26 protein-coding genes and 1 pseudogene are annotated in these 25,875 nt (G+C 61.2%); 12 read left to right on the plus strand and 15 right to left on the minus strand.

Annotated elements, in window-relative coordinates; all coding sequences use genetic code 11:
- The first annotated feature begins 63 nt into the window (after window positions 1–63).
- Window positions 64–531 (plus strand): DUF1801 domain-containing protein, encoded by a 468-nt coding sequence (locus ACS4RR_RS12955; RefSeq protein WP_017964613.1) that lies wholly within the window; start codon window positions 64–66, stop codon window positions 529–531.
- A gap of 55 nt (window positions 532–586) precedes the next feature.
- Here the strand turns inward: ACS4RR_RS12955 and ACS4RR_RS12960 are convergent, their stop codons facing one another.
- The 4 genes from ACS4RR_RS12960 to ACS4RR_RS12975 form a co-directional block, all read right to left on the minus strand.
- On the minus strand, window positions 587–1,063 hold the full coding sequence (locus ACS4RR_RS12960) for an SRPBCC family protein (RefSeq protein ID WP_456188880.1): 477 nt from the start codon (window positions 1,061–1,063) through the stop codon (window positions 587–589).
- Window positions 1,060–1,401 carry an ArsR/SmtB family transcription factor gene (locus tag ACS4RR_RS12965; protein WP_260110987.1) on the minus strand — a complete coding sequence of 114 codons (342 nt, stop codon included), beginning with the start codon at window positions 1,399–1,401 and terminating at the stop codon, window positions 1,060–1,062. The genes ACS4RR_RS12960 and ACS4RR_RS12965 overlap by 4 nt, the downstream gene beginning before the upstream one ends.
- Window positions 1,398–2,084 carry a glutathione S-transferase family protein gene (locus ACS4RR_RS12970; RefSeq protein WP_017964610.1) on the minus strand — a complete coding sequence of 229 codons (687 nt, stop codon included), beginning with the start codon at window positions 2,082–2,084 and terminating at the stop codon, window positions 1,398–1,400. The genes ACS4RR_RS12965 and ACS4RR_RS12970 overlap by 4 nt, the downstream gene beginning before the upstream one ends.
- 128 nt (window positions 2,085–2,212) lie before the next feature.
- On the minus strand, window positions 2,213–3,031 hold the full coding sequence (locus ACS4RR_RS12975; protein WP_456188881.1) for a class I SAM-dependent DNA methyltransferase: 819 nt from the start codon (window positions 3,029–3,031) through the stop codon (window positions 2,213–2,215).
- 132 nt (window positions 3,032–3,163) lie between these two features.
- Here ACS4RR_RS12975 and ACS4RR_RS12980 point away from each other — a divergent pair, with 132 nt between their 5' ends.
- Window positions 3,164–3,889, plus strand: coding sequence for a DUF2270 domain-containing protein (locus ACS4RR_RS12980; protein ID WP_017964608.1), 726 nt, complete (start codon window positions 3,164–3,166; stop codon window positions 3,887–3,889).
- 60 nt (window positions 3,890–3,949) lie between these two features.
- Here ACS4RR_RS12980 and ACS4RR_RS12985 read toward each other — a convergent pair whose 3' ends face one another.
- From ACS4RR_RS12985 to ACS4RR_RS13000, 4 genes are all read right to left on the minus strand, one after another.
- Window positions 3,950–4,216, minus strand: a complete 267-nt coding sequence (locus ACS4RR_RS12985; protein WP_017964607.1) for an usg protein — start codon at window positions 4,214–4,216, stop codon at window positions 3,950–3,952.
- A 221-nt stretch (window positions 4,217–4,437) separates the two neighbouring features.
- On the minus strand, window positions 4,438–5,268 hold the full coding sequence (locus ACS4RR_RS12990) for an ABC transporter permease (protein ID WP_017964606.1): 831 nt from the start codon (window positions 5,266–5,268) through the stop codon (window positions 4,438–4,440).
- On the minus strand, window positions 5,265–6,071 hold the full coding sequence (locus ACS4RR_RS12995) for an ABC transporter permease (protein ID WP_017964605.1): 807 nt from the start codon (window positions 6,069–6,071) through the stop codon (window positions 5,265–5,267). The genes ACS4RR_RS12990 and ACS4RR_RS12995 overlap by 4 nt, the downstream gene beginning before the upstream one ends.
- 113 nt (window positions 6,072–6,184) lie before the next feature.
- Window positions 6,185–6,958, minus strand: coding sequence for a transporter substrate-binding domain-containing protein (locus ACS4RR_RS13000; RefSeq protein ID WP_017964604.1), 774 nt, complete (start codon window positions 6,956–6,958; stop codon window positions 6,185–6,187).
- A 330-nt stretch (window positions 6,959–7,288) separates the two neighbouring features.
- On the opposite strand from ACS4RR_RS13000, the gene ACS4RR_RS13005 reads away from it, so the two are divergent.
- Window positions 7,289–9,517, plus strand: a complete 2,229-nt coding sequence (locus tag ACS4RR_RS13005) for an OmpA family protein (RefSeq protein WP_017964603.1) — start codon at window positions 7,289–7,291, stop codon at window positions 9,515–9,517.
- 87 nt (window positions 9,518–9,604) lie between these two features.
- Here ACS4RR_RS13005 and ACS4RR_RS13010 read toward each other — a convergent pair whose 3' ends face one another.
- Window positions 9,605–10,363 carry an alpha/beta hydrolase gene (locus tag ACS4RR_RS13010; RefSeq protein WP_017964602.1) on the minus strand — a complete coding sequence of 253 codons (759 nt, stop codon included), beginning with the start codon at window positions 10,361–10,363 and terminating at the stop codon, window positions 9,605–9,607.
- A 55-nt stretch (window positions 10,364–10,418) separates the two neighbouring features.
- The gene (locus ACS4RR_RS13015; protein WP_260298811.1) at window positions 10,419–12,194 is read right to left on the minus strand and encodes a cytochrome c biogenesis protein DipZ; all 1,776 of its coding nucleotides are present in this window, start codon (window positions 12,192–12,194) and stop codon (window positions 10,419–10,421) included.
- Between the two features lie 360 nt (window positions 12,195–12,554).
- Here ACS4RR_RS13015 and ACS4RR_RS13020 point away from each other — a divergent pair, with 360 nt between their 5' ends.
- The 6 genes and pseudogenes from ACS4RR_RS13020 (at window position 12,555) to maiA (ending at window position 17,277) form a co-directional block, all read left to right on the plus strand.
- A complete protein-coding gene (locus tag ACS4RR_RS13020) occupies window positions 12,555–13,601 on the plus strand; it encodes an alpha/beta fold hydrolase (protein ID WP_222294624.1) in 1,047 nt (348 codons plus the stop codon).
- Between the two features lie 126 nt (window positions 13,602–13,727).
- Window positions 13,728–14,468, plus strand: a complete 741-nt coding sequence (locus ACS4RR_RS13025; RefSeq protein WP_170261080.1) for a response regulator — start codon at window positions 13,728–13,730, stop codon at window positions 14,466–14,468.
- On the plus strand, window positions 14,465–15,787 hold the full coding sequence (locus ACS4RR_RS13030) for a sensor histidine kinase (RefSeq protein ID WP_456188882.1): 1,323 nt from the start codon (window positions 14,465–14,467) through the stop codon (window positions 15,785–15,787). The genes ACS4RR_RS13025 and ACS4RR_RS13030 overlap by 4 nt, the downstream gene beginning before the upstream one ends.
- A 191-nt stretch (window positions 15,788–15,978) precedes the next feature.
- Window positions 15,979–16,395 (plus strand): annotated as a pseudogene (locus ACS4RR_RS13035) (organic hydroperoxide resistance protein).
- A gap of 65 nt (window positions 16,396–16,460) precedes the next feature.
- A complete protein-coding gene (locus ACS4RR_RS13040) occupies window positions 16,461–16,622 on the plus strand; it encodes a hypothetical protein (protein WP_172643366.1) in 162 nt (53 codons plus the stop codon).
- Window positions 16,623–16,641: 19 nt separating this feature from the next.
- Window positions 16,642–17,277: a maleylacetoacetate isomerase gene (gene maiA, locus ACS4RR_RS13045; protein WP_260058874.1), complete on the plus strand. Its 636-nt coding sequence runs from the start codon at window positions 16,642–16,644 to the stop codon at window positions 17,275–17,277.
- A gap of 90 nt (window positions 17,278–17,367) precedes the next feature.
- Here maiA and ACS4RR_RS13050 read toward each other — a convergent pair whose 3' ends face one another.
- Together ACS4RR_RS13050 and ACS4RR_RS13055 are read right to left on the minus strand one after the other, a co-directional pair.
- The gene (locus tag ACS4RR_RS13050; RefSeq protein ID WP_260298809.1) at window positions 17,368–18,357 is read right to left on the minus strand and encodes an aldo/keto reductase; all 990 of its coding nucleotides are present in this window, start codon (window positions 18,355–18,357) and stop codon (window positions 17,368–17,370) included.
- Window positions 18,358–18,371: 14 nt separating this feature from the next.
- Window positions 18,372–18,767 carry a (R)-mandelonitrile lyase gene (locus ACS4RR_RS13055; RefSeq protein WP_260298808.1) on the minus strand — a complete coding sequence of 132 codons (396 nt, stop codon included), beginning with the start codon at window positions 18,765–18,767 and terminating at the stop codon, window positions 18,372–18,374.
- 120 nt (window positions 18,768–18,887) lie between these two features.
- Between ACS4RR_RS13055 and ACS4RR_RS13060 the strand changes: the two genes are divergently transcribed.
- The 3 genes from ACS4RR_RS13060 (at window position 18,888) to ACS4RR_RS13070 (ending at window position 23,543) form a co-directional block, all read left to right on the plus strand.
- A complete protein-coding gene (locus ACS4RR_RS13060; protein WP_260298807.1) occupies window positions 18,888–19,781 on the plus strand; it encodes a LysR family transcriptional regulator in 894 nt (297 codons plus the stop codon).
- 107 nt (window positions 19,782–19,888) lie between these two features.
- Window positions 19,889–21,400, plus strand: coding sequence for an ATPase domain-containing protein (locus tag ACS4RR_RS13065; RefSeq protein ID WP_456188883.1), 1,512 nt, complete (start codon window positions 19,889–19,891; stop codon window positions 21,398–21,400).
- The gene (locus ACS4RR_RS13070; RefSeq protein WP_222294770.1) at window positions 21,375–23,543 is read left to right on the plus strand and encodes a hybrid sensor histidine kinase/response regulator; all 2,169 of its coding nucleotides are present in this window, start codon (window positions 21,375–21,377) and stop codon (window positions 23,541–23,543) included. Before ACS4RR_RS13065 ends, ACS4RR_RS13070 begins: the two co-directional genes overlap by 26 nt.
- Here the strand turns inward: ACS4RR_RS13070 and mobB are convergent.
- Genes mobB through ACS4RR_RS13085 form a run of 3 tightly spaced genes read right to left on the minus strand, consistent with a single transcriptional unit; the run spans window position 23,475 to window position 25,556 of the window.
- Entirely contained in the window at window positions 23,475–23,996 is a 522-nt protein-coding gene (mobB, locus tag ACS4RR_RS13075) for a molybdopterin-guanine dinucleotide biosynthesis protein B (protein ID WP_017964590.1), read from the minus strand. The genes ACS4RR_RS13070 and mobB overlap by 69 nt on opposite strands.
- Window positions 23,993–24,622: a molybdenum cofactor guanylyltransferase MobA gene (gene mobA / locus ACS4RR_RS13080; protein WP_222294612.1), complete on the minus strand. Its 630-nt coding sequence runs from the start codon at window positions 24,620–24,622 to the stop codon at window positions 23,993–23,995. The genes mobB and mobA overlap by 4 nt, the downstream gene beginning before the upstream one ends.
- A 25-nt stretch (window positions 24,623–24,647) precedes the next feature.
- Complete coding sequence (locus ACS4RR_RS13085) at window positions 24,648–25,556, minus strand: DMT family transporter (protein WP_456188884.1); 909 nt, start codon at window positions 25,554–25,556, stop codon at window positions 24,648–24,650.
- Window positions 25,557–25,875: the final 319 nt, after the last annotated feature.

Genomic DNA, 25,875 nt, shown 5'->3' on the forward strand with positions numbered 1-25,875 from the left:
GCGTCCAAAATGACGCACGGTGCTATAGGTCATCAGCACTTAAGGGATGGAGGAGCGATATTGATGAAGAAAGCCATGGCAACCATGAAGAAGAGCGGCACCAGCGAAGAGAAAGACGGAGACTCTCCTTCTCGTTTGATCGACGCGAGAATCGAGGAGTTGAGTGATTGGCGAGGCGAGACGCTCGCCCGGGTCCGAACTCTGATCCGGCAGGCCGAGCCCGACGTGATCGAGGAATGGAAGTGGAGAGGCGTTCCGGTCTGGGAGCACGCCGGCATCATCTGCACCGGCGAGACCTACAAAAGCGTGGTGAAGCTGACCTTCGCCAAAGGCGCATCGCTGGAGGACCCTTCAGGCCTCTTCAACTCCAGCCTTGACGGCAATACCAGGCGCGCCATCGACTTCCATGAGGGCGATGAGATCAACGAGCAGGCACTGAAGGCGCTCGTTTGCGCCGCCGCCGCACTCAACACATCAACGCGGGCTGCCGCTCGCCCCGCCGGCGCCCGAAAAAAACCTAGCAGCGCTTGAGGTTTGGCAATATCGCCTGAAACGCGTCGCACCGAACTTGATTTGGCGACATGTGTCAGTGGATCGGGCTTTCCTCGCGCTCGAGGAAGAGTTGCAGATTGTCGAGGCCGATTTCGGTGCCCTGGAGGCGAGCGCCGTTGTCAGCGTAGCCGTCGAGGAAGACCACCTGTTCGATGAAGACCATTTTCGTGCCGCCGGGTTCGGCTTCAAAGGCGACGGTTGTCAGCGATGCGGAGATGCGGCTTTCCCCAAGCTTCATCTCATAGGCATAGATGATGCGGGCATCGGGCACGATATCGATGTAATGGGCATCATAGGCGTGCAGAAGGCCGTCAGTATCGGCGACGTAGTTCCGTTCCGTGCCACCGGGGCGGAAATCGAGCTCGTAGTCCAGCGGCACCCATTCGCCGTGGCAGGCGAACCATTGGCGTTTGGCCCCTGGCGCCGACCAGGCGCGGAAAACGCGGGCGACGGGCGCCTTCAGGTGACGCTCGATGACGAGAGTGGCGTGTTCGGCGGATGGTGTCGTCATTCGGGAAATGTCTCCGGTTCATCAGCAAGAAATTGGTCGAGGCGGTCGAAGGTGGTGGTCCATTGGATCTTTCGCTGTTCCACCCAGCGCTCCACGGTGGCAAGCGCGTCCTGCTGCAGGCGGTAGGTGCGCACGCGACCGGCCTTTTCGGAAAGGACAAGACCGCTTTCCTCCAACACCTGCAGATGTTTCAGCACCGTCGGCAGGGCAACGGCAAGCGGCGCCGCCAGTTCGGTGACGGAGGCGGGGCTGCGACCGAGCCGGTCGATCATACCGCGGCGGCTGCGGTCGGAGAGCGCGTGGAACATGCGGTCGAGATCCGCCTGGCTTTCGATCATCCGGCCGCATCCCGAAAGCGCGCCGGAAGCCTTTCCTTATAGGGATAGAATTTGAAGTAGGGGCGTGCCTCTTCCAGCACCCGTCGAAAGGATGGCCGGGCGAGCAGCCGATCGTAATAAGCATGAAGGTTTGGCTGCTCCGAAGTGAAGGGCATCAGCGTCTCGGCATAGAAGAGCGCTGGGGCCGCTGCGCAATCGGCCACGGTCAAGCCGTCGCCTGATATCCATTGCTTGTCGGCGAGCTGCTTTTCAATCATTGCATAGGCGGTGGCGAGTGTCGCCTTGGCGGCGGCCACTTCGGTTTCGTCTGCCGTGCCCTCGGGGCGCCGACGATTGCTGACCAGCGTCTGCATCGGTGCCTGGACATAGAGATCGAAGAAGCGGTCCCAGAGACGGACCTGCAGCGCCCGGTCGATCTCCAGCGGCAGCAGGCGAACGGGGCCGGGATAATATTGCTCGAGATATTCGATGATGATCGATGTCTCGGGAATGGTGCTGTCGCGCGCCTCGTCCCGCAGCAGCGGCATCTTGCCGATCGGCCAGAAGCGAAAGAGATCGGCGCGCGAGGCTTCGTCGGAAAGATCGACGATGCGATTGTCGAAAGGGGTAGCGTTTTCATAAAGCGCGATCAGCACTTTGTGGCAGAAGGAGGCGAGCGGATGCCCATAAAGCACGAGCGACATGCGGCGACCTTTCCTATCGTTGCGGTAAACTTTACCGATCGACTAACTATCTGGTCGCGACACATTTTGCAACAAATACTTCGCCAATCGTGCAAGTATTCCGTCAGCCAATATATCAGGTGTCGGCGTCAGCCAATATACCGGGCGATCACCAGATGGCCGGGTGTCGGCTGGCCGTCTTCCATGCGCACGTTGATATCCGATATTTCGACGAGTTCGAAACCCGTGGCCGTCAGGCGTTCTCTCACATAGGCGTCGGCATGGGAGAAGCGCTGGTGCGGGCCGACCATATAGGCGCGGCCGGCGAGTATTTCCTCGGGCAGGGTTTCCGAGGAGAAGATGAATAGGCCGCCCGGCGTCAGGTTCTCGGCGGCGCCGAAGAACAGCGGTTCGAGCGCGCCGAGATAGGGCAGCACATCGGTGGCGGCGATGATGTCGAAGGCTTCCTCGTCGTTGTCGTCGAGGAAATCTTCGACCTCGGCGACGAACAGCGTCTCGTAGAGATCCTTCTCATGGGCGATCTCGACCATCTTCTCCGATATGTCGATGCCGGTCATATCGGCGCAGAGGTCGCGTAGCGCGCCGCCGGTGAGGCCCGTGCCGCAGCCGAGATCGAGCAGCCGCTTGAACGGTCCAAGCTTCAGCGCCTGCAGGCGCTGGCGCACCAGCATCGGCACATGATAGCCGAGCTGCTCGACCAGCACGTCCTCGAAAACCTCGGCATGCTGGTCGAACAAGGTCTCGACATAGGCGTCGGGCGCTTTGACCGGCGTTTCGCCGCGGCCCATCGCGGCAATGCGCACGGCCGCACCGCCGTGATCGTCGGGATCGATTGCCAGGACTTCCTGATAGGCTGCAACGGCGGCATCGACATCGCCGGCCTTTTCCAGCGCCAGCGCGCGGTTATAGGCCTCGCCAAGAGCTTCTTCGTCGGTCTTCTTTGCCATCGCAGTCCGTCGTCCTTTTGTTTCAGGCCGTCCTTTTGTTTCAGGCATGCGTCTAAGACGGCTTTCGATGTTTTGCAATGGCGCGATTGCGGGCGCAGAATAGCCGAAAAGAAGACCAAGGGAGGAAAGGCCATGAAAACGGAGCCAGAGAGGATATCATCGGCAAGGGAAGAAGATGCCGGCCGGGCATTCCTGCTGCCTAGTACACCAGGCGAGATCACCAACACGCTCAGCCATTATTACCGCGGTGAACTCGGGCGGATGACGAGCTGGCGCGACCGCATCGACCGGACGTCCAACTGGGCGATCACCGTGGTCGCCGCACTCCTCTCGGTGTCGCTGTCGACACCGACCTCGCATCATGGGGTGCTGCTGTTCGGGATGATGCTGGTGACCCTGCTTCTGATGATAGAGGCGCGGCGCTACCGCTTCTTCGATATCTATCGCGCCCGCATTCGCCAGATCGAGCGCTGCTATTTCGCGCAAATCCTGGCGCCCGATGCCAATGCCGGCAGCGAATGGGCGGTGGTGGTCGCCAGCAGCCTGCGCAAGCCGCGCTTCCTGCTCAGCTATCAAGAGGCGATGCACCGCCGGCTCAAACGCAATTACGGCTGGATGTATTTCATCCTGTTGCTCGCCTGGTGCCTGAAGATCTCGACGCCGAAACTGCAGACGGAAGGCATGCCGGCGTTGCAGGCGCAGTCATGGAGCTACGTCATCGACAATGCCGCACTCGGGCCGGTTCCCGGCCTTGCGGTCATTGCCATCGTCGTCGCCTTCTATCTCGGCATTCTCGGTTTCGCGCTTCGCCGGGATCGCGACGAAGGCGAATTCGGCCATGGCGAGGCGCATGTCTGACGCGGTCAGAACATATCGCCTGAACCGTTCATACTTTTCGGCATTATGCTCCAGAGCCGATCAGTGCAGGATGAACTCGCCCTTCAGTGCCCGCCACTCGGTTGGCGAGATCAGCTTGCGGTGGATGTAGCGCACCGAATGCAGTGGCCCGTCCAGCTTCTCTTCCCAGAATTTCAGGAAGCCGCGCATTTCGGGAAAGTCGGGGGCGAGGTCGTAATCCTGCCAGACATAAGTCTGCAGGATCACTGGGTGGTCCGGCAGATGATAGAGGATCTGGGCGGTCGTCAGACCATAGCCCTTCAGTTGTTTTTCCATGTCCTTGTGCATCGTATTCCACTTCTTCTTGTTCCCACTCGCGCGCTTATTAGCGCTAGATGATATGGAAACATGCGAGTGGTTAACGGAAGCTTTACAGATACTTCGTAAAAGGACAATTTATTTTTAATATCAATGGTTTGGCAGCAGCATTCCGAGAGTGCTGCCAAACTGGCTCTTGTTTGATGAATGCCGTTGTCCCAAAGCCGCGACACAGTTTTCGGCGTCACGCATCAGCGCTTGAGATGCCGGGTCAGGCGGCGCTCGAACCAGGCCCAGAGATGACGCAAGGCCTCGACGATGGTGAGATAGAAGATCGCCGCCCAGAGATAAGTCTGGTAGTCGAAAGTGCGGGAGAAGGCATAGCGGGTTTCGCCCATCAAGTCGAGCACCGTGATAATGGCGACGACCGCCGAGCCCTTGATCAGAAGGATGATCTCGTTGCCGTAAGGGCGAAGTGCGACGATGAGAGCCTGCGGCAAAATGATCTTGCGGAAGGCGATGAACTTGTGGATGCCGAGAGCGGCGGCCGCCTCGTGCTGGCCATGCGACACGCTTTCGATGGCGCCGCGCAGGATTTCCGCCTGGTAGGCCGCGGTATTGATGGTCATGGCAAAGAGGCCACAATACCAGGCATCGCGGAAGAACCACCAGATACCGACGGACTCAAGCTGCGGCCGGAATACGCCGAGGCCGTAATAGACCAGGAACAGCTGGGCAAGCAGCGGCGTGCCGCGGAAGAAATAGATGTAGCCGTAGGCCAGCGCATTCAGCAGACGGTTCTTTGACATGCGCGCCACGGCAAGCGGCAGCGATAGGATGGCGCCGCAGATGACGGAAATGAAAACGAGGCTCAGCGTCACCCCGAGGCCGTGGAGGTAACGCGGCCCGTAGCGGATGAATTTTTCCGGATCCCAGCCATTGATGACGGAAATGACGAGAAGTGCTGCGAGCACAGCCCAGATGGCCACGAGAATATAGCCGGCCATGCGGGCCGGCGTCATCGGCTTCATCACCGCACGGGGCGCGGGCTGCGGTTGGATCAGCGTTTCGGCGTAGCTCATCGACGGATCTCCGAACGCTTGGCCCAACGCTCGACATAGACGAGCAGAAAGGAGGAGAGGATGGCGAGCACCAGATAGAGACAACAGGCCAGACCATAGAAAAAGAAGGGTTCTTTGGTCACCCGCACCGCGACGCTCGTCTGGCGCAGGATATCGGCAAGGCTGATGATCGAGACGTAGGAGGTGTCCTTCAGCAGCACCATCCAGAGGTTCGTCAGGCCCGGCAGCGCGATGCGCACGAGTTGTGGCAGGACGATGAGGCGTAGCGTACGGCCGCGATGCAGCCCAAGCGCGTCGCCTGCCTCATATTGACCCTTGGGAATGGCGCGGAAGGCCGATAGCAGTACTTCCGAACAGTAGGCGGAGAAGACGACCGAAAGCGCGATGACGCCGGCGAGGAAGGCGTTGATCTCGATCGGCGGCCCATAATAACCGACGAAGCTCAGCAGAGACTGGATCAGCATCTGCATGCCATAGTAAATGATGAAGAGCGTCAGAAGCTCCGGCAGGCCGCGGAAGATCGTCGTGTAGATGCCGGCCGCCAGCCGCAGCGGCTTTTCCTCCGACTGCTGGCCGAGCGCCACCAGGAAGCCGATGGCGAGGCCGATCGGCAGGGTGACGATCGCCACCGAAACGGTGACCTGCAGGCCAAGCGCGATCTCGTCGCCCCAGCCGGTATCGCCACAGGCAAGGATCGTCGACCGACCCAACCAAGTGAAGATGCCAACGGGTCCGCACAGCGGATCGAAAATGTGCACAATCCAGCTCCAGAAGGAGCCCAGCGCGGAAAATAATCCGCCCATGCGAGAATTCCCCTCACGGCTTTTGCCGTTTTGATCTTGCCATCTTTGTCAAACAAAAATGGCGGAAGAGCAAGCCTTCCGCCATTACCTTCATCGGCCAGATAACGATTTTCTTATTCGCCGTAAACGTCGAAGTCGAAGTACTTGTCCTGGATCTTCTTGTATTCACCGCTGGCGCGGATCGCAGCGATCGCCGTGTTCAGCTTTTCCTTCAACGGGTCGCCCTTGCGGATGGCAATACCTGCGCCGTTGCCGTTGATTTCCTTGTCGACCGGCAGGATCGTCAGGATCTTGCAGCAGGCGCCGGCGTCGGACTTGACCCATTCGGAAAGAACGACGACGTCGTCGATGACGGCGTCGACACGGCCGCTGGCAACGTCGAGCTTGTATTCGTCAGCAGTCGGATAGAGCTTGAGCTCGGTGTCGGCGAGATGCTTCTCGGCGTAGTTGGCGTGCGTCGTGGAGGTCTGCGCGCCGATCACCTTGCCCTTGAGGCCGGCGACGTCCGATATCGTCGAATCCTTCGGCACGGCAATGGCCGGCGGGGTGTTGTAGTACTTGTTTGAGAAGTCGACGAGCTTCAGACGCTCCGGCGTGATCGACATGGAGGAGACGATCATGTCGAACTTCTTGGCGTTGAGCGCCGGGATGATGCCATCCCAGTCGGTGCTGACGAAGGTGCATTCGGCCTTCATCTCAGCGCACAGCGCCTTGGTGATGTCGATGTCGAAGCCTTGGATCGTGCCGCTGGCGTCGACGAATTCGAAGGGCGGATAGGTCGAATCGGTGCCGATCACATATTTCTCGCCATCGGCCATGGCCGATCCGGCAAAAAGGGACATCGCCGCGATCGAGGCTGCCGCGAAGATACGGGTAGGGTTAAGCATGAGGATCCTCTCTGTTGGTAGCCGTCGCTCCTTTTTCTGTTGGGCTGACGGCCGCAGTTCAACGGTGCTGAGACCGCCTTGCGGCGATAATCAGACTTTTTTCATGGAATTGCAACACAAATCCCATCGCAATTGGGCGGTGCAAATAGCAGGGGAGATGAACGTCGGCAGACTGCAACATTCACGCGAGGTTAATCCGCGGCTTCCTAGAACTGGAACAAATCGGCGGCTCGGCGATTGCCATTTCGCCGTTCCGCCTCATTGCGACGTTAGGGGCGGAAGCAGGGCCTGTCGGCCTTCAGGAAGCTCAAACAGGATCGAGGAAACCCGATGGGCAAGAAATCAAGTTTGTTTGCGAGCGCAGCCTTCCCGCTGCTATCCCTCTCGCTGGCGCTGCAGCCGGCATCGGCAATGGCCGCCGCGCGCGACGTCACGACTCAGGCTCAGTCCGTACGGCAAGTCGAGCAAGGCAGTTTCGAGGTGGCGCAGGATGCGCCACAGGATGCGCCTTCCGAGGAGGAGTTGCTGAAGAAGAAGCGCAAGCAGAAGGAAGAGGCTCCGGCCGAAAAGGCGCCGGCCGCCGAGCAGCCGAAGGAGGCGCCCGCCGAGAAGCCGAAGGCCGAGCGCAAGGAGGCGCCGGCGCCCGAACCCAAGGCAGAGCCGGAACCGCCGAAGGCCGAAGCGCCGAAGGAAAAACCCGCCCCGCAGGCCGAAAGCAAACCCGAGCGGAAGGCCAAGCAGGAAGCCCAACCCGAGGCCAAGCCGGAGGCCGCGCCGCAGCAGGAGCAGCCGGTAACGCAGGAGAAGCCGAGAAAGCCGAAGAAGCAGGCCGAGCCGGAGGTTCAGCCGCAGCCCGAACAGCAGCCGGCGGCAAAGGAAGCGCAGCCGGAGACGGAGCAGGCGCAGCCGGAAGCCAAGCCGGAAGGCGGCAAGCGGGCCAAAGGGCAGGACAAGGCCCAAGGCAAGGATAAAGGCAAGGGCAAGGCCGAGACTGCGGCTCCCGAAGCCGTGACGCCGGCCGAGGAGCAGGCCAAACCCGAAGTCAAGCCGGAGGCAAAACCCGCCGCCGAAGCACCGGCTGAGAAGAAGCCGGGAAAGGGCGAAACGGCAGTACCCGCGGCTAAGCCGACCGAAGGCAAGGCAACTGAAGATAAGGCAACCGAAGGCAAGCCGACCGAAGGCAAGCCGACCGAAGATAAGGCGGCGGTACCAGAGGCCGCACCCGCCGAAAAGCCGAAGGACGGCACCGCGGCAAAGCCTGCCGGTCAACAGCCCGCCGGCGAACAGCCGGCTGCGCCCGCGACTGACACTGCGCAGCCACTGCCCGATGCCAAGGGCGGCCAGCAGGTGGAGCAGGCCATTCCGGCGCCGGAAAAGGTTTCACCCGAAGAGCTGGAGCGCCGCAAGAAGATTGCTGCGGATCCGGCCAAGAGCAACGAGACCGTCGTGCTGCCGGTCGAAAACGGTGCGGCGGTGCTCGACAGCGACAAGGATGCCGACCGCAGCAAGGGCCGGGAAGGGCGCCGCGACCGCGACAAGATGCGCGCCGAGACCCAGGAGGTGAAAATGCCGACCTCGGATGCGGATGCTCAGGCCGCCACCGGCGCCAAAGCGCCGGCGCCGGTCAAGCTCGAAGCGGTGACCAGCGAGAAGGGCAGAAAGCTTGAAGAGCGACCGCAATTCGTCCGTCCTGACGGCGCGCAGGTCAGCGACAGCCATGACGACAACCGCGTCATCATCCAGTACGCCAACAGGACGATCGTGCGCGGCGACGACGACAGGCGCTTCCTGCGCGACGGCGAGCGGCCGAGCTACGAGGAGCTTTCGGGCGACCGCTACCGCGAGACGATCGTGCGGCCGGAAGGCTATCGCATCGTGACGATCCGCAACCGCTACGGTGACATCATCCAGCGGTCGCGCGTCGATGCCCGCGGGCGCGAGCATGTGCTCTATTATTCGCAGGACCTCTACGACGATCCGGACCGCGACTATTTCGAGGATCCGGGTGCCGACCTGCCGCCGATGCGGCTGCGCGTACCACTCAACGATTACATCATCGATACTCGCAGTGACCCGGACCGGGATTATTACGAGTTCCTGAGCGAGCCGCCCGTCGAGCCGGTGGAGCGTGTCTACTCGCTTGACGAGGTGAAGTATTCGGCCCGTATCCGCGACAAGGTGCGCCGCATCGACCTCGACACCATCACCTTCGCGACCGGCAGCGCCGATATCCCGATGACGCAGGCGCGCACCCTGCGCAAGGTTGCCGACGCGATCAGCCAGGTGCTGAAAAAGGATCCGAGCGAAACCTTCCTGATTGAGGGTCATACGGATGCCGTCGGAACCGATCAGAGCAACCTGGTCCTCTCCGACCAGCGGGCGGAATCAGTCGCGAACGTGCTCTCCGACGTCTACGGCATCCCGCCGGAGAACTTGGCGACCCAGGGCTATGGCGAGCAATATCTGAAGGTCAACACGTCAGGCCCCGAACAGGAAAATCGCCGCGTCACCATCCGCCGCGTGACGGCGCTGGTTCGGCCGGTGGCTGCCAACCAGTAAATATCGTTGCCCCTCTCCATTATGGGGAGGGGCATTCCGTTCTTGCGTCTCTTCTTCCGATCGGTGATCGGAAGTCAGATGGGATGGTCACTCGCCAGCTTGCTTGGCGGCCGTTTCAATGGCGTCGGCGACCTTTTCCGGCTGCGATGCGAAGACGGCGTGACTTGCCTTGATTTCAGTCACGCCGCTGCCGGCACGTTTTGCCATGTCACGTTCCAGCTCGGGGTTGATGGAGCGATCCTCGGTGGCGATGATCGACCAGCTTTTCTTGGTCCGCCACGCAGCCTGATTGATCTTGGCAGAGAACGCCTGCTTTGCGGCGAAGACCTGTGACTTTGCCATGAAATCGGCTTCGGCTTGTGGAAGGTCGGCTGCGAAATCCGCGGCGAAGGCGCCCGGATCGAGATAGAGATATTTGCCGTCCTTCGTTTCCTTTATATCCATGCTGCCGGCGGGCTTCGAGCTGGCGAGGCTGAGCAGGCTTTCGCCCTTGTCAGGCTGGAATGCCGCAACATAGACCAGGCCCGCGACCGCGGGATCGTTGCCGGCTTCGGTGATCACCATGCCGCCGTAGCTGTGGCCGACGAGCAGGACCGGTCCATCCTGAAGGTCGAGGACCCGCTTGGTCGCCGCCACATCGTCGTCGAGCGAGGTGATGGGCTGTTGGACGATGGTGACGTTGAAGCCGCGCTTCTCGAGAATGTCCGTCGCCTTGCGCCATCCCGAACCGTCGGCCAGCGCGCCGTGGACGATCACGATGTTCTTGACCGCGGCAGCCTCCGCCGCGAGTGCGATGGCGGTCGTGGCAAACGCAAGGGCTGCGGTGAAAATAAGACGTTTGTTCATGGGTATCACTCCTTTGGGTCGTTGTTGATGATTGGGATAGTGGTGCGTTTCAGGTTCAGCCGAATGTGAAGGCATAGGCCTGCACGCCGGGTTCGAGGAAGCGGATCTCGAAGTTTCGGGCGGCGACCGTGCCGGACTGGCGGACGAGCTGGTAAAGCCTGGTCGCGGTCACCGTGCCGTTGCCGTCGGCATCGACGTCTGACCCGTGGTCGAGCCCCGGCGCCTTGCCGTCGATCTTCACCTGGAAGCGGATCGGCTTGTCGCCGGCGCCAGGCCCAAGAACGAGATGCAGATCGCGGGCGCTGAAGCGATAGGTGATGCCGCCGCCCGGCTGATCAAGCGTCGCCTGATCCCGGCCGACGATCCAGGTTCCAGACAGGCCCCAGCCATTGAGGCCGGGTTCGGCGATCGAATAGTTTTTCGCCGTGTCTGCCTGCAGCCCTTCTGGAGAGGTGAAGTTCGCCGCCTGTTCGTAGCCGAGATAGGTTTCGCCGGAGCGGATATTGCCGAGATCAGGACCTGCTTCCACGCCCCTGGCATCCGGCACGACCGGCGCACTTGCCGTCGTTTGGCTGCCGGCTTCGCGCAGCAGGTCCTGAATGGCCTTTTCGGTCCTGTTGTAATTGCCTTCGCCGAAATGGTGGTAGCGGATCTGGCCCTTGGTATCGATCAGATAGGCGGCAGGCCAGTAGCTGTTTTCGAAGGCGCGCCAGATGCTGTAGTCATTGTCGATCGCCACGGGATAGCCGATCTGGAAGTCGCCGATCGCCTTCTTGACGTTGTCGATCTTCTTCTCGAAGGCAAATTCCGGGGCGTGGACGCCGATCACCACGAGACCCTGATCCGCATATTTTTCGGCCCAGGCCCTGATATAGGGGAGCGTACGAATGCAGTTGATGCAGGAATAGGTCCAGAAGTCGACCAGCACGACTTTGCCTCGCAGCTGTCCCGTGGTGAGAGGCTCAGAGTTCAGCCATTCGACCGCGCCTTCGAGCGAAGGGGCGGGGCCTTCGACTGGCAAGTCGCTACGAAAGGGCTTCTTCGCGTCAGCTGCGGCAATCATCACCTCGTTGTTCGCCAGCTCGGAAGATGCGCCACTCAGCGGCTTTGCATGCAGCCTGTCGAGCACGGCCTGTTCCAGCGATGCAGTGCTGGCGTAGGAGAGCCGGGCGAGCAGACTGGTATCGAGGCCGAGCGCGATGACGGCGACGCCTGCCAGTACGGCAGCGCCGAGTACCTGGCGAATCCGGTCGCCAAACCCGAGGGAGCGCTTCATGGCGGCAAAGAGCTTGCCGCCGACAACCAGGGCGACCGCAAGCGAACTTGCAGCACCAGCGGCATAAGCGATCAGCAGCAAGGTCGTCTGCAGATTGGCGCCCTGCAACGCAGCTCCGGTCAGCACGAGGCCGAGGATTGGACCGGCGCAGGGGGCCCATAGCAGGCCGGTGGCGACGCCGAGAAGAAGCGCGCTCTTCACGGTAGTGGTGCCGCGCCCGCCGCCGGTGGCGTTCATAAGATTGTTGCCAAGGTCGACGACTGGTCGGGCAAGCGTGCTTGCGAAACGCGGCGAAAGCAGACTGGCGCCAAAGAGCGCGAGCAGGACAATGGCGGCAAGGCGGCCATATTCGTTGGCGCGAATGGCCCAGCTGCCGCCGACCGCGGCCAGTGTGGCGACCAGCGCGAAGGTGGTGGCCATGCCCGCCAGCATCGGCAGCGTACTTCTGACGAAGGGCTGCCCGGCGCGGGCGAAGACGAAGGGGAGGATGGGGAGGATGCAAGGGCTGAGCATCGTCAGCGCGCCTCCGAGATAGGCAATGATCAGAAGTGTCATCATCGTTTCCTTTGAAACCGATTGATCGGGCTCTGGACGGCGATGGGGCCTGAACCAGCAACGGCGGGGATATGGCCGGGCCGACGTATCCCCGGTGTGTCCGGTTCTGCGGGAAAATGTATCGAAGTGTTGCAGCCGACCGGCGGCGATACAGAGCGACACAACGTGCCGGTGCGGCGGCGGAGAGCGGTGAAAACGGCTGCGGGCGAACCTATGTGTCGCTCCGGCGGCGCGATTGTATCAAACTGTATCCTGACGGCCGGAAGCTACATGCATATTCAAAATCGACGACTCGCGACATATCAGGGATACATGCGAAGCGCCTTTTCGGGACCGAGATCCATTCGACAGGAGAGACCGATGTCAGAGCAAATCAACCATCACCGCCGCCGTTTCTTCGGCATGACGGCAGTCGCCCTTGCGGCGGTCGAGTTCGGCGTGGCCGGCACGGCCGCCGCCCAGTCGGCGCCCGCCGCATCCCTGCCTGATGTAAAGGCCGGAACCAACACGTCCTTCGAAGCGCTGAAACAGGTCAAGGCAGGTGTGCTCGACATCGGCTATGCCGAGGCGGGGAAGGCGGATGGCCCTGTCGTATTGCTGCTGCATGGTTGGCCCTATGACATCTACAGTTTCGTCGATGTCGCACCGCTGCTTGCCTCGGCAGGCTACAGGGTGATTGTGCCTTATCTGCGCGGTTACGGGACGACGCGCTTCCTGGACGACGGCACACCTCGCAACGGCCAGCCGTCAGCGCTCGCCGCCGATATGATCGCGCTTCTCGATGCGCTCGATATCGAGAAGGCCGTGATTGCCGGTTACGACTGGGGCGGGCGGACCGCCAATATCATGGCGGCGCTCTGGCCCGAGCGCTGCAAGGCGATGGTTTCGGTGAGCGGGTACCTGATCGGCAGCCAGGAGGCCAACAAGAAGCCGCTTCCGCCGAAGGCCGAACTTGCCTGGTGGTATCAGTTCTATTTTGCCACCGAACGCGGTCGTCAGGGATACGAGAGCAACACCCATGATTTCGCAAAGCTCATCTGGCAAACGGCATCGCCGAAGTGGAATTTCGACGATGCGACATTCGACAGATCGGCCGCTGCCTTCGACAATCCCGACCACGTCGCCATCGTCATTCACAATTATCGCTGGCGCCTGGGGCTTGTTGAAGGTGAGGCCAAGTACGATGCCTACGAGACGACGCTCGCCGCAACGCCTGTCATTTCGGTGCCGACCATCACCATGGAGGGCGATGCAAACGGCGCACCGCATCCCGAGCCTTCCGCTTATGCCGGAAAATTCTCCGGAAAATACGAGCATCGCACGATTGGCGGCGGCATTGGCCACAATCTGCCTCAGGAAGCGCCGCAGGCTTTTGCGCAGGCGGTCATAGACGTCGATCGCTTCTAGGTCGACGATGCCGGTTGCAGAGCCGCGTTGCTCCGGCCGGCGGAATATGCGTAGCTCGCGTCTGTCGCTTCGGCCGGGAACGAAGCGACCGGCGCGGCCGCTTCTATCGTTGGGGAATAGGGAAATATGGATCATGTCGATCATATCCTGATCGTCGATGACGATCGCGAAATCCGCGAGCTGGTATCGGGCTATCTTGAGAAGAATGGGTTGCGCACCAGCGTTGCCGCGGACGGGCGGCAGATGCGCAGTTTTCTCGAAGCCAATGCCGTTGACCTGATCGTGCTCGATGTGATGATGCCCGGTGACGACGGGCTGGTGCTCTGCCGCGAGCTTCGCGCCGGCCGGCACAAGGCGATCCCGATCCTGATGCTGACGGCCCGCACCGACGAAATGGACAGGGTCCTCGGACTGGAAATGGGCGCCGACGACTATCTTCCCAAGCCCTTTGCTGCGCGTGAGCTTCTTGCCCGCATCAAAGCGGTGCTGCGGCGGACGCGCATGTTGCCGCCCAACCTGCAGATCAGCGAGGCCGGACAGTTGCTGACTTTCGGCGCCTGGCAGCTCGATACGGTCGCGCGGCATCTCCTCGACAGGGAAGGGACGGCGATTGCGCTCAGCGGCGCCGAATACCGTCTGCTCCGGGTCTTCATCGATCATCCGCAGCGAGTGCTCAATCGCGACCAGCTTCTGAGCCTGACGCAGGGCCGTGACGCCGATCTCTTCGATCGATCGATCGATCTCCTGGTCAGCCGCCTTCGTCAGCGGCTGGGCGACGATGCGCGCGAACCGACCTATATCAAGACGGTGCGCAGCGAAGGTTATGTGTTTTCGATTCCGGTCGAAATATCGGAGCCGCGCCGATGAAGGCGGCAATCCCATTGCGTTCGGGCCTGACGTGGCCGAGCACACTGCGGTCGCGGATCTTCCTGATCCTGCTGATCGGACTTGCCTTGGCCTACGGTCTGTCCTTCAGTGTGCTCTATATGGAGCGCACCATGTCGGCCAAGGCGGTGATGCTCGGCACGCTGGAAAACGACGTGGCAACATCGATCGCGGTTCTCGATCGGCTTCCTCCCGCGGAACGCGGCGACCTGCTCGACCGGCTGAGCCGCGGCAATTATCGTTTCGTGCTCGGACCCGGCCTTCCCGGCGTGCCTGACACATCAAGCAAAGGGGCGGAGATCTCAGGAAAGATCGAGGAGGCGATCGGGCACCGCTTCCCAATCCGTATCGAACGAATTCCTGGCGATGTGAACCGATTGCAGGCGCATCTGACGCTGAGCGACGGAAGCCCTTTGACAATCGACGTCACACCGAAGGGCGTCATGCCGATCGCCGCGTGGCTGCCCTATGTCTTCGTCGTCCAGATGGCGCTGCTCATCCTCTGTACCTGGTTTGCGGTTCGCCAGGCGATCCGGCCGCTTGGCGAGCTTGCCGCCGCCGTCGATGCACTCGATCCGAACAAGGACGGTCCGGCTTTGAGCGAGGCGGGGCCGAGGGAGGTCGCGCATGCGGCGCTGGCTTTCAACGCGATGCGGGAAAGGATCGCCCATTATCTCGAAGAGCGCGTCCAGATATTGGCGGCAATCTCGCATGACCTGCAGACGCCGATCACCCGCATGCGGTTGCGCGCCGACATGGCGGAGGAGTCGCCGGAGAGGGACAAGCTGGTGCATGATCTCGGCGAGATCCAGCGCCTCGTCCAGGACGGCATAGCCTATGCGCGCAGTGCGCACGGCAATGGCGAGAAGAATGCCCGCATTGACCTTGCCTCCTTCATCGACAGCATAGCCTACGACTACCAGGACATTGGAAAGGCCGTCACCGTCGTCGGCCTGGCTGAGGGTGCCGCTTTCACCAAGCCGCATGTCCTTCGCCGCATTCTGTCGAACTTCATCGATAATGCGCTGAAGTTTGCCGGCGCCGCCGAGATCAACGTCGAGCGCAGCCCAGATAACGATATCGTCATCACGATTATGGACCGTGGGCCTGGAATCCCCGACGATATGCTCGATGCCGCCATGCAGCCATTCTTCCGGCTGGAGCAATCCCGAAACCGGGAGACCGGCGGCACCGGTCTCGGCCTTGCGATCGCCCAGCAGCTGACGGCCAAGATCGGTGGGTCGCTCCGGCTCTATAATCGTGCCGGCGGCGGTCTGGCGGCGGAAATCACCATTCGTTGACGTCGGCGGTCACCGCAAAAATTCGAGATGTTTGTATGCAAGGATGTCTTCGATATCGGATGCTACATTTTGTGACATTTCGGGCGATTTCGGAAACATGGCGGATATATCCGTCGGCCAAACCACACTCCTTCAACCCGGCCGCGCAGCGCGGCCAGTCGCGTGCAGCGACGCAACACAAGGAGTGTTCCATGACAAAGATCGACAAGGTTCTCTATACCGGCAAGACCCACACGACGGGCGGGCGCGACGGCGCGTCGCATAGCGACGACGGGCAGCTTGATATCAAGCTTTCGCCTCCGGGCGGCAACCGTGCCGGCACCAATCCCGAACAGCTTTTCGCCGCCGGCTGGTCTGCCTGCTTCATCGGCGCGATCGGCATTGCTGCGGCTAAGCAGAAGATCAGGCTTCCCGCAGATCTTGGCGTCGATACCTAGGTCGATCTCGGGGCGACCGACGGCGACTATTTCCTGCAGGCTCGCCTCAAGGTCAGCCTGCCGGGCATCGAAGCGGATCTGGCAAGGGCGCTTGTGGATGAAGCGCACCGCACCTGCCCCTATTCGAAAGCAACCCGCGGCAATATCAATGTCGAATTGAGCATTGCCTGACTGATGGGATCGATCGCCAAAGGAAACATGACGAGGCCGGTCGGGCCTCGTCGATGGAGGAACAAATGAGACTGATGATCATCTGCATTCTGGGGGCGACGATTTTCGCAGCGCCCTGCATCTACGATGTAAGCTCACAGGAGCCGTCGCCGCTTGCCGGCCTCGTGACGGCGGCATCCGCAGCTTCATCCTCAGGAGAGCGGCCGCCGCTCCAGCTGCTCTTTTAGATCACCCGGGAGAAAGACAGTGAAACTCTATCAGAACGAAATTTCCTCGGCGACATCCCGAGTCCGCGTCGCGCTCGCCCTGAAAGGACTGACGGCCGAAGCGCTGCCGGTCACCATTCTCGGCGAAGATTCCGAGAGCCGGCAGGCCGGATATCGCAGTGTCAATCCGCAGGGACTCGTGCCAGCCTTGCTGACGGATAGCGGCGTTCTCCTCACCCAGTCACTGGCGATCGTCGAATATCTCGATGAGCTTCAGCCTAGACCGCCATTGCTGCCTGATACAGCGGAAGATAGGGCGCTGGCGCGGTCGATCGCGCTTGCGATCACAGCCGAAATCCATGCGTTGTTGCCGCCACGCATCGGCCTGCATCTTCGCGCCACGTTCCAGGCTGATGCCGATGCCATCATCGCCTGGGATCGTCATTGGGTGGGCGAGGGAATGGCGGCTGTCGAGACGATGATCGCCGGCCGCAGGCAAGGGATCTTCGCCGTCGGCGATCGCCCGAGCATTGCCGATATCTTTCTGTTCCCGCAGTCGATCGGCGCCCGTCGCCTCGGCTTCGATCTCACCCGATGGCCCAATATCGCCGAGATTGTCACCAAGCTGGAGGCGATACCGGCTTTTCGGGATAATGCGCCGGCACCGAGACGATGATGCAATCGATGAAGAAGCGGCCGCAGGTGACTGTGGCCGCTCGCTTCTCTTGTTCGGATGAGAAGTCGCCTTGACGCCCGTTTGCCGCTTTTAGCGGTCGACCCTTGCCTGCAGATGCGCGGGATAACGATCGCCTTCCACCTTGATCGTGGCGAGCGCGCTTTCGATGCTGGCGAGATCCTCGGCCGTCAGTTCCACCTCAGCGGCCTGGATGTTCTCCTCGAGGCGATGCAGCTTGGTGGTGCCGGGGATCGGTACGATCCAGGGCTTCTGCGCCAGCAGCCATGCCAGAGCCACCTGGGCCGAGGTGGCCTTCTTGCGCGCGGCAATCTCCGCCAGAAGATCGACGAGCACCTGGTTGGCCTTTCGCGCCTCCTGAGAAAAGCGCGGCACGACGTTGCGGAAATCCTTGCTGTCGAAGGTGGTCGTCTCGCTGATCGCGCCGGTGAGGAAGCCCTTGCCGAGCGGGCTGAAGGGCACGAAACCGATGCCGAGTTCTTCCAGCGTCGGCAGGATTTCCTGCTCAGGCTCGCGCCACCACAGCGAATATTCGCTCTGCAACGCCGCCACCGGCTGGACGGCATGGGCGCGGCGGATCGTTCGGGCGCCTGCTTCCGAGAGGCCGAAATGCCTGACCTTGCCTTCAGCGATCAGTGCCTTGACCGTGCCGGCGACATCCTCGATCGGAACATCGGGGTCGACTCGATGCTGGTAGAAGAGATCGATGACATCGGTCTTCAAACGCTTCAACGCCTGGTCGGCCACCGTCCGGATCTGCTCCGGCCGGCTGTTCATGCCGCTCTGGCCGCCATTGGCATCGAAGTTGAAACCGAATTTCGTAGCGATCACCACCTCCTCGCGGAAGGGCGCGAGCGCTTCTCCCAGAAGCTCCTCGTTCTTATAAGGGCCATAGGCCTCGGCCGTGTCGAAGAAGGTCACGCCGCGTTCAAACGCCCGCCGGATCAGTGCTGTCGCTTCCTGAATATCCGTCGCCGGGCCATAACCATAACTCAGCCCCATGCAGCCGAGACCGATGGCCGAGACTTGAAGTCCGCTCTTTCCAAGTTCACGCTTCTGCATAGACGTTTCCCTTGCTAACCTTGGTATTGCGTGTCGGTGACATGCTCCATCCAGTCGACAACCTTGCCGTCGAGCTGCTCCTGGATGGCGATATGGGTCATTGCCGTCGTCGGCGATGCGCCGTGCCAATGGCGTTCACCCGGTGCGAACGAGACGACGTCGCCGGCGCGGATTTCCTCGACGGGGCCGCCTTCGCGCTGAACACGGCCGCAGCCGGATGTGACGATCAGCGTCTGGCCGAGCGGATGAGTATGCCAGGCGGTACGGGCGCCGGGCTCGAAGGTGACGCTGGCGCCAGCCGCGCGTGCGGGGTTGGTAGCGGTAAACAGCGGGTCGACATGCACGCTGCCGGTAAACCAATCGGCCGGTCCTTTGGCCGAAGGCTGCGAACCGCTTCGCTTGATCTCCATCTTAGTTTTCCTTTCAATGTCGGGGCGGACATGTCCACTCAAGTAGCAAGGTATTTAGCGCGTGCGCCTGGTCGCGATTAGATGGTATAAACGGCAAGAACCCATGAGAAATTTTCATCAATGCCGCGCCCCGTCGTCAATGACCTCATCGCCTTCCTCGCCATCGCGCGCGCTCAAAGCTTCACCAAAGCGGCGGGCAAGCTCGGTGTGTCGCAATCGGCACTCAGCCACACCATCCGCGGGCTCGAGGAGCGGCTTGGATTGCGATTGCTGACACGCACGACGCGCAGCGTCGCGCCGACGGAGGCCGGCGAACGCCTGCTCCTCTCCATAGGGCCGCGGCTCGACGAGATCGAGAGCGAGCTGGCTGCCTTGAGCGCGTTGCGGGAGAAACCGGCAGGCACCATTCGCATCAATGCCGGCGAGCATGCGGCGGATGCCGTCCTCTGGCCCGCCTTGGAAACGCTCTTGCCCGATTATCCTGATGTCAATGTCGAGATCATCGTCGACTACGGTCTGACTGACATCGTCGCCGAGCGTTACGATGCGGGGGTGCGGCTTGGAGAACAGGTGGCGAAGGACATGATTGCGGTGCGTATCGGCCCCGACATGCGCATGGCCGTGGTCGGCGCTCCGGCCTATTTCGACACCAGGCCAAAGCCGATGACGCCGCAGGACCTCACGGATCACAATTGCATCAATCTGCGTCTGCCGACCTATGGCAGCGTTTATGCCTGGGAGTTCGAGAAGGACGAGCGCGAACTTAGGGTTCGCGTCGAAGGGCAATTGGTTTTCAACAATATAGCGCTGCGGCTGAACGCAGTACTGGCAGGCATGGGGCTCGCCTACATGCCGGAGGACTTGGTCGAGGCACATCTTGCCGACGGGCGGCTGGTGCGAGTCCTCGAAGATTGGTGCCCACCGTTTTCCGGCTATCATCTCTACTATCCGAGCCGCAGACATACGTCGCCGGCATTCGCCCTCGTCGTCGATGCGCTTCGATATCGGGGTTAGATCGCCGATCCCAGCCCCGGATCAGCACGTCGGGATCATACGAGCTTGACTATTTGACATTCCGTCGGTCGCCACTAATTCCCGGTATAAACCGAAGGAAACAATGAATGAATACTGCGATACCTGCCATGAAAGCCCGGACTGGAGTGTCCGGTTTGGACACAATTCTGGCAGGGGGCCTTTCGCCAGGGCACGTGTTTCTCCTGGAGGGAAATCCAGGGGCGGGCAAGACAACGATTGCGCTGCAGTTCCTGATCGAGGGTGCGCGGCTTGGCGAGCAGGGGCTCTACGTCACCCTTTCCGAAACCGAGAGTGAACTCCGCGCCGGTGCCGCATCGCACGGCATGGTGATCAACGGCAATATCGAGGTCTTCGAGGTCGTGCCTCCGGAAAGCCTGCTGGATGCCGACCAGCAGCAGAGCCTGCTTTATTCATCAGACCTAGAACTCGGAGAGACGACAAAGGAGATCTTTGCCGCTTTCGAGCGGATTAAGCCAAGTCGCGTGGTTCTCGACAGCCTGTCGGAGATAAGGCTTCTAGCTCAAAGCTCGCTGCGCTACCGCCGCCAGATCCTTGCGCTCAAACACTACTTTGCCCGGCAGGGGGCGACAGTCCTTTTGCTCGATGATCTGACGTCCGACGTGCTTGATAAAACTGTGCATAGCGTCGTTCACGGAGTCATCCATCTTGAGGAGATGGCGCCGAGCTATGGCGCTGAGCGCCGCCGCCTCAGGATCACGAAATACCGTGGGCAAGCCTTCCGCGGCGGTTTCCACGATTTCACCATTCAAACTGGCGGCGTCGTTGTCTTTCCACGTCTCGTCGCCGCCGAACATCGGTCGAGTTATGTCCGCGACGAGTTATCCTCAAATATTCCGGAACTGGACCTCCTATTAGGCGGTGGGTTGGAGAGAGGTTCCAGTACGCTTATCCTCGGTCCATCCGGTACCGGTAAGAGTACTTTCTCATTCCAATTCTTGGTCGCGGCTGTTGCGCGTGGCGAGAGAGCGGCGGCCTTCATCTTCGACGAAGAGCTTGGCCTGCTTTTTACGCGGCTCAAGGCGCTCGGAATCGATCTCGAGACGCTCAGGAGCAGCGGTCTAATTCACATTGAACAGCTCGACGCCGCTGAACTGTCACCAGGTGAATTCGCGCATCGCGTGCGCGAGTGCGTGGACGAGTCGAATGCTAAGACCGTCATTATCGATAGCATCAACGGCTATCAAGCATCCATGCCGGATGAAAATTCGCTGATCCTTCACATGCATGAGTTGCTTCAATATTTGAACAGGCAAGGCGCCAATACCTTCCTTACCGTTGCACAGCATGGGCTTGTCGGCGACATGAAGGCGCCTGTCGACGTGACCTATCTTGCGGACACAGTCATACTGCTGCGCTACTTCGAGGCTGCGGGTAGGGTGCGGCGAGCGGTCTCGGTGATCAAGAAGAGAACTGGGCTGCATGAGGATACAATCCGAGAGTATCGTATCAACAGTTCCGGGCTGACGTTCGGGGATCCTCTGGTCGGGTTCCAAGGTGTGCTTCGCGGCGTTCCCGAATTTGTTACCGGCGCAGAGCCACTCCTATCGACTGATGGCGGGGGTCGCGGCAATTCCTAACTCCGTAAAGCCGAAAGCATTGATCTATGCTCCCGCCGGACGCGATGCCCAGGTGGCGGTATCGCTAATCGAAGAAGCCGGCCTATCATCGATTGCGGCTGCCGACCTGAATGTCTTTGCCTCTTCACTGAAAGATGACATCGCACTTGGCGTGCTGACCGAAGAGGCCGTTCGCTGGAGCGATTTGAAGCCGATTGCCGCCTGGGTGTCCGCCCAGCCAAGCTGGTCGGATCTGCCATTCATCGTGCTTACCACGCGCGGCGGCGGGCCTGAACGAAATCCGGCCGCTGCGAGGCTTTCCGAGGTTCTCGGCAATGTCACCTTCCTGGAAAGGCCGTTCCACGCGACCTCCTTCATCAGTATTGCGCGGACCGCATTAAAAGGGCGCCTGCGCCAATATGAGGCTCGAGCTCAGCTCGAGGCTTTGGCCGAGGGCGAGCGACGGCTGCAGACGGCGCTTGCAGCCGGTCGTCTTGGGGCGTGGGAGCTGGAGCTATCCTCGATGGCCTTATCAGCCTCGGCCACCTGCAAAGCGGTTTTCGGCCGCAGTCCGGATGAGGACGTCACACGCGACGACCTCATCGCAAGCATCCACCCCGACGACCGGGATCTTGTGCTGGAACGCCTGCGCCGGACGATTGATACTGGACGTGACTATTCGATCGAGCACAGGACGATCTGGCCGGATGCATCGCTGCATTGGACCGAGGTCCATGCGCAGCTCTATTCCGACAGATATGGTTCCGCCAGGAAACTCGTCGGCGTCTGCTCCGATACTACCGCCCGCAAGACCATCGAGGAAAATCTAAGACGGCTCAATGAAAACCTCGAAGAGCGTGTGCGGGAACGGACCAAAGAAGTTAACGCCGCTCACCAAACGCTGCTCGAGGAAGTCGCCCAGCGTGAAAGGGCCGAGGAGCAGCTTCGCCAATCGCAAAAGATGGAGGCGATCGGCCAGTTGACCGGCGGCGTTGCCCACGATTTCAACAATCTGCTAATGGTCGTTCTTGGAAATCTGGAGCTGCTCGGCAAGCATGTTGCCGGAGATGCCAAGGCGACGCGTCTGGTCGATGGGGCGCTTCAGGGGGCGCGGCGCGGGGCGGCGTTGACGCAACGGCTGCTGGCTTTTGCCAGACAGCAGGATCTGCAGGTCAAGCCCGTCGATCTGACCGAGCTGGTCTCCGGCATGAAAGACCTGCTGCGGCGCTCGGTTGGATCCTCGATCAGCATCGAAATCAATGTGCCGACAAGCCTGCCGCCGGCACTGGTCGATGCGAACCAGCTCGAATTGGCGCTGCTCAACCTGGCGGTCAATGCACGCGATGCGATGCCGGACGGAGGGACGCTGTCCATCTCGCTGCGCCAGGAAAATGTTGCCGGCGATAAGGGTGATCTCGGCGAGGGCCCCTATCTTGTTTTGGCGGTGGCCGACTGCGGCACCGGCATGGACGCGGAGACCCTGAAGAAGGCCGTCGATCCGTTCTTCTCGACCAAGGAACTCGGAAAGGGCACGGGCCTGGGCTTATCGATGATCCATGGACTTGCCGTTCAGCTCAATGGCGCACTTCGTCTGACAAGCGAGCTTGGGGTGGGAACGACTGCGGAATTGTGGCTTCCGGCGACGGCCTGGCGAACAGAGGTGCTGGCCGAGTCGGAGGTGACTGTTGAGCAAGCCGCATCCAGACTGAAGATCCTCTTGGTCGATGACGACGCCTTGATCGCCATGAGTTCGGTCGACATGCTTGAAGATCTCGGCCACGAGGTCGTCGAAGCAAATTCCGGCTCGCAGGCACTGGACCTGATCAGCAGCGGTCAGCATTTCGACCTTGTCATCTCTGACTATTCGATGCCTGGTATGACCGGCGCGCAGCTTGCCCAGGCCGCGCGGGACATTTATCCGGCGTTGCCGATCGTGCTGGCGACAGGTTACGCCGATCTTCCCTCTGGCACCGATATCGATCTACCGAGATTGGCAAAGCCCTATAATCAGGCTCAGCTCGCCAAGGAAATCGCCAAGGCGATGGCACGCGAAACGGCTCCGCTTCCTAGATCCGGCGGCGGCGACGCAGGTGGTTCAAAGCCTCGCCTGTCCAAGGCCAACGATGTCAGTGATGAAATCGGCGATGGCGCCTGTGTCGTCTAGATCGAAGACCGGCAGGGCCGTATCGATTACGGCATGATCGGCGGCGATGGCGCAGATATGGGGATCGCTCGGCGCCAGCGGTTCGCGATTGGCGGCCTCCAGGCGGCGGGCCTCGATCTTCGGGATCGGCTCACGCTTGTAGCCTTCGATCAGCACGAGGTCGCAGGGGGCGAGGCGGGCAAGGATCTCCTCGAACTGAGGTTCAGGCGCGCCGCGCAGCTCGTGCATGATGGCGTAGCGGGTGCCGGAGACGATGGCGACCTCGTGGGCGCCGGCCTGGCGGTGGCGGTAGCTGTCGGCCCCGACCTTGTCGATGTCGAAATCATGATGGGCGTGCTTGATCGTCGAGATCCTGTAGCCGCGGCGGGTGAACTCCGTCACCAGCCGGACGGCGAGACCCGTCTTGCCCGAGTTCTTCCAGCCGGCGATGCCGAAGATTTTCGGTGCGGTCATCCGCGAAGGGCCTCCAGCCAGCGTTCCGCCTCGACGAGATCGTCAGGCGTGTTGATGTTGAAGAAGGGATCGAGCAGGCTGGCACGAGTCGGATGCAGCGGGAACGCCACTTCCGTTACGTCATGCCGTAACAGGAAGTCACGCACACGCCGCTTCTCGTCGCTGGCGATCCAGGCTTCGAGATCGGCGGCCAGCGTCACTGGCCAGAGCCCGAAGACGGGATGGCTTCGGCCCTCGGAGGCGGCGATGGCGATCTGCGACGAGTGCTCGACCGCTGCCGCCAGCCGGGCGACGAGATCGGCCGGGAAGAACGGGCAATCCACCGAGACGGTGACGACATGGGTGATCGAGGGCAGGCTGGCGGCATAGACCATGGCCGCATGGATGCCGGCCATCGGTCCGGCCTTGCCGCGAATATAGTCGGGAACGACAGGCACGTCCCCGGCGGCGGCATCGGCATTGACGGTAACGAGCAAGACCTGCTGCGAGAGCCGGGTCAACACATGGCGGAGCAGGCTCTCGGTCCCAAGCATCACGCCTGCCTTGTCGCGGCCCATGCGCTGCGAGCGGCCGCCGGCCAGCACGACGCCTGCTATGTGAGATTTATCCAACGAGAATTCAGCCATCATCCTTCCTCAGCCATCATCTGCTTCAGACGGGCGCGCGCGGCGCGGATTCCTGCGCGATCGGCGACACACGGCGCTTAGCTTCACGATAGAACGTATAGAGGCCGGAGGCGATGACGATCGCAGCCCCCACGAGCGTCCAGCTATCAGGCACTTCGGCGAAGAAGAGGAAGCCGAGCAGAGAGGAAAAGATTAGGCTGGTATAGCGGAATGGCGCGACGAAAGAGATTTCGCCGGTGCGCATGGCGAGTATGACCGACTGGTAGCCGACGAGCACCAGCACCGATGCGAGCACGAGATGCCCAAGGGCGCTAGCGCTGACCGGCTGCCAGCCGCCGAGCGCCGGAATGAGTAGCGCACCGAAAAAGGAGGCCGATATGGCGGTGATGACGGTTATCATCAGCGAGGGGAACTCCGGACTGATGCTCCGGGTGGCGAGATCGCGGCCGGCCGTCGTCAGCACCGCGGCGACGCAGAGGAGGGCGGCGGGGGTGAATCCATCAGGGCCGGGACGGATGATGATCATCACGCCGACGAGGCCGACGAGGATCGCCGACCAGCGCCGCCAACCGACCGGCTCGCCGAAGAAGAGCGCCGCCCCGAAGGTAACGACCAACGGCAGCGATTGCAGGATCGCCGAGGCATTGGCGATCGGCATCATGCCGAGCGCGGTGATATAGGTGACGGCGGAAAGCGTCTCGCAGATGATCCTGAAGATGATCATCGGCTGCAGCATGATGCGCCAGGAACGCAGCGCGCCCATTTTCCAGGCGATCAGATAGACAAGCAGGCTGGTGAAGAGGCCGCGCAGGAACATGATCTCGCCGGCGTTCATATAGGCGATCACCGATTTGGATAAAGCGTCGCTTGCGGAAAAGCCGGCCATCGCCAAGCTCATATAGATGGCGCCTTCAGTATTGCGTGACCGCGGCATGAAGAGATTCCCGTTACCTGTGCGCTCCTTTTAATCGCGAAGATGCATGGAGGGAATCGGATGAATGTCACACACAGCATAAATCGATGATGCGACGCACAATGGCACTGACGTCGACGCAGGCGCGTCGGTGGAGATCGCGGCAAATCACCGTTTGATAAGGTGAATTCCGATACTTCCAGCGCAGCGATCAAGGTTCAAACCTGACCCGCGGTGGCTGTCGCTCAGACCGACATCGTCGGTCGTAAGCGGTTTTTCTTTTCCTGCGCGGGAAACGGGTGGCTGCATCGCCTGATGTTTGAGATCTCTGGTGCCGCAA

Source organism: Rhizobium zaerense (assembly GCF_051810725.1).
GTDB lineage: Bacteria > Pseudomonadota > Alphaproteobacteria > Rhizobiales > Rhizobiaceae > Rhizobium > Rhizobium leguminosarum_I.

Excerpts from the sequence above, each read along its gene's own strand:
- ACS4RR_RS12955 (WP_017964613.1), top strand. The coding sequence starts at position 64 with ATGAAGAAAGCCATGGCAACCATGAAGAAGAGCGGCACCAGCGAAGAG.
- ACS4RR_RS12960 (WP_456188880.1), bottom strand. The coding sequence starts at position 1,063 with ATGACGACACCATCCGCCGAACACGCCACTCTCGTCATCGAGCGTCAC.
- ACS4RR_RS12965 (WP_260110987.1), bottom strand. The coding sequence starts at position 1,401 with ATGATCGAAAGCCAGGCGGATCTCGACCGCATGTTCCACGCGCTCTCC.
- ACS4RR_RS12970 (WP_017964610.1), bottom strand. The coding sequence starts at position 2,084 with ATGTCGCTCGTGCTTTATGGGCATCCGCTCGCCTCCTTCTGCCACAAA.
- ACS4RR_RS12975 (WP_456188881.1), bottom strand. The coding sequence starts at position 3,031 with ATGGCAAAGAAGACCGACGAAGAAGCTCTTGGCGAGGCCTATAACCGC.
- ACS4RR_RS12980 (WP_017964608.1), top strand. The coding sequence starts at position 3,164 with ATGAAAACGGAGCCAGAGAGGATATCATCGGCAAGGGAAGAAGATGCC.
- ACS4RR_RS12985 (WP_017964607.1), bottom strand. The coding sequence starts at position 4,216 with ATGCACAAGGACATGGAAAAACAACTGAAGGGCTATGGTCTGACGACC.
- ACS4RR_RS12990 (WP_017964606.1), bottom strand. The coding sequence starts at position 5,268 with ATGAGCTACGCCGAAACGCTGATCCAACCGCAGCCCGCGCCCCGTGCG.
- ACS4RR_RS12995 (WP_017964605.1), bottom strand. The coding sequence starts at position 6,071 with ATGGGCGGATTATTTTCCGCGCTGGGCTCCTTCTGGAGCTGGATTGTG.
- ACS4RR_RS13000 (WP_017964604.1), bottom strand. The coding sequence starts at position 6,958 with ATGCTTAACCCTACCCGTATCTTCGCGGCAGCCTCGATCGCGGCGATG.
- ACS4RR_RS13005 (WP_017964603.1), top strand. The coding sequence starts at position 7,289 with ATGGGCAAGAAATCAAGTTTGTTTGCGAGCGCAGCCTTCCCGCTGCTA.
- ACS4RR_RS13010 (WP_017964602.1), bottom strand. The coding sequence starts at position 10,363 with ATGAACAAACGTCTTATTTTCACCGCAGCCCTTGCGTTTGCCACGACC.
- ACS4RR_RS13015 (WP_260298811.1), bottom strand. The coding sequence starts at position 12,194 with ATGACACTTCTGATCATTGCCTATCTCGGAGGCGCGCTGACGATGCTC.
- ACS4RR_RS13020 (WP_222294624.1), top strand. The coding sequence starts at position 12,555 with ATGTCAGAGCAAATCAACCATCACCGCCGCCGTTTCTTCGGCATGACG.
- ACS4RR_RS13025 (WP_170261080.1), top strand. The coding sequence starts at position 13,728 with ATGGATCATGTCGATCATATCCTGATCGTCGATGACGATCGCGAAATC.
- ACS4RR_RS13030 (WP_456188882.1), top strand. The coding sequence starts at position 14,465 with ATGAAGGCGGCAATCCCATTGCGTTCGGGCCTGACGTGGCCGAGCACA.
- ACS4RR_RS13040 (WP_172643366.1), top strand. The coding sequence starts at position 16,461 with ATGAGACTGATGATCATCTGCATTCTGGGGGCGACGATTTTCGCAGCG.
- ACS4RR_RS13050 (WP_260298809.1), bottom strand. The coding sequence starts at position 18,357 with ATGCAGAAGCGTGAACTTGGAAAGAGCGGACTTCAAGTCTCGGCCATC.
- ACS4RR_RS13055 (WP_260298808.1), bottom strand. The coding sequence starts at position 18,767 with ATGGAGATCAAGCGAAGCGGTTCGCAGCCTTCGGCCAAAGGACCGGCC.
- ACS4RR_RS13060 (WP_260298807.1), top strand. The coding sequence starts at position 18,888 with ATGCCGCGCCCCGTCGTCAATGACCTCATCGCCTTCCTCGCCATCGCG.
- ACS4RR_RS13065 (WP_456188883.1), top strand. The coding sequence starts at position 19,889 with ATGAATACTGCGATACCTGCCATGAAAGCCCGGACTGGAGTGTCCGGT.
- ACS4RR_RS13070 (WP_222294770.1), top strand. The coding sequence starts at position 21,375 with ATGGCGGGGGTCGCGGCAATTCCTAACTCCGTAAAGCCGAAAGCATTG.
- mobB (WP_017964590.1), bottom strand. The coding sequence starts at position 23,996 with ATGACCGCACCGAAAATCTTCGGCATCGCCGGCTGGAAGAACTCGGGC.
- mobA (WP_222294612.1), bottom strand. The coding sequence starts at position 24,622 with ATGGCTGAATTCTCGTTGGATAAATCTCACATAGCAGGCGTCGTGCTG.
- ACS4RR_RS13085 (WP_456188884.1), bottom strand. The coding sequence starts at position 25,556 with ATGCCGCGGTCACGCAATACTGAAGGCGCCATCTATATGAGCTTGGCG.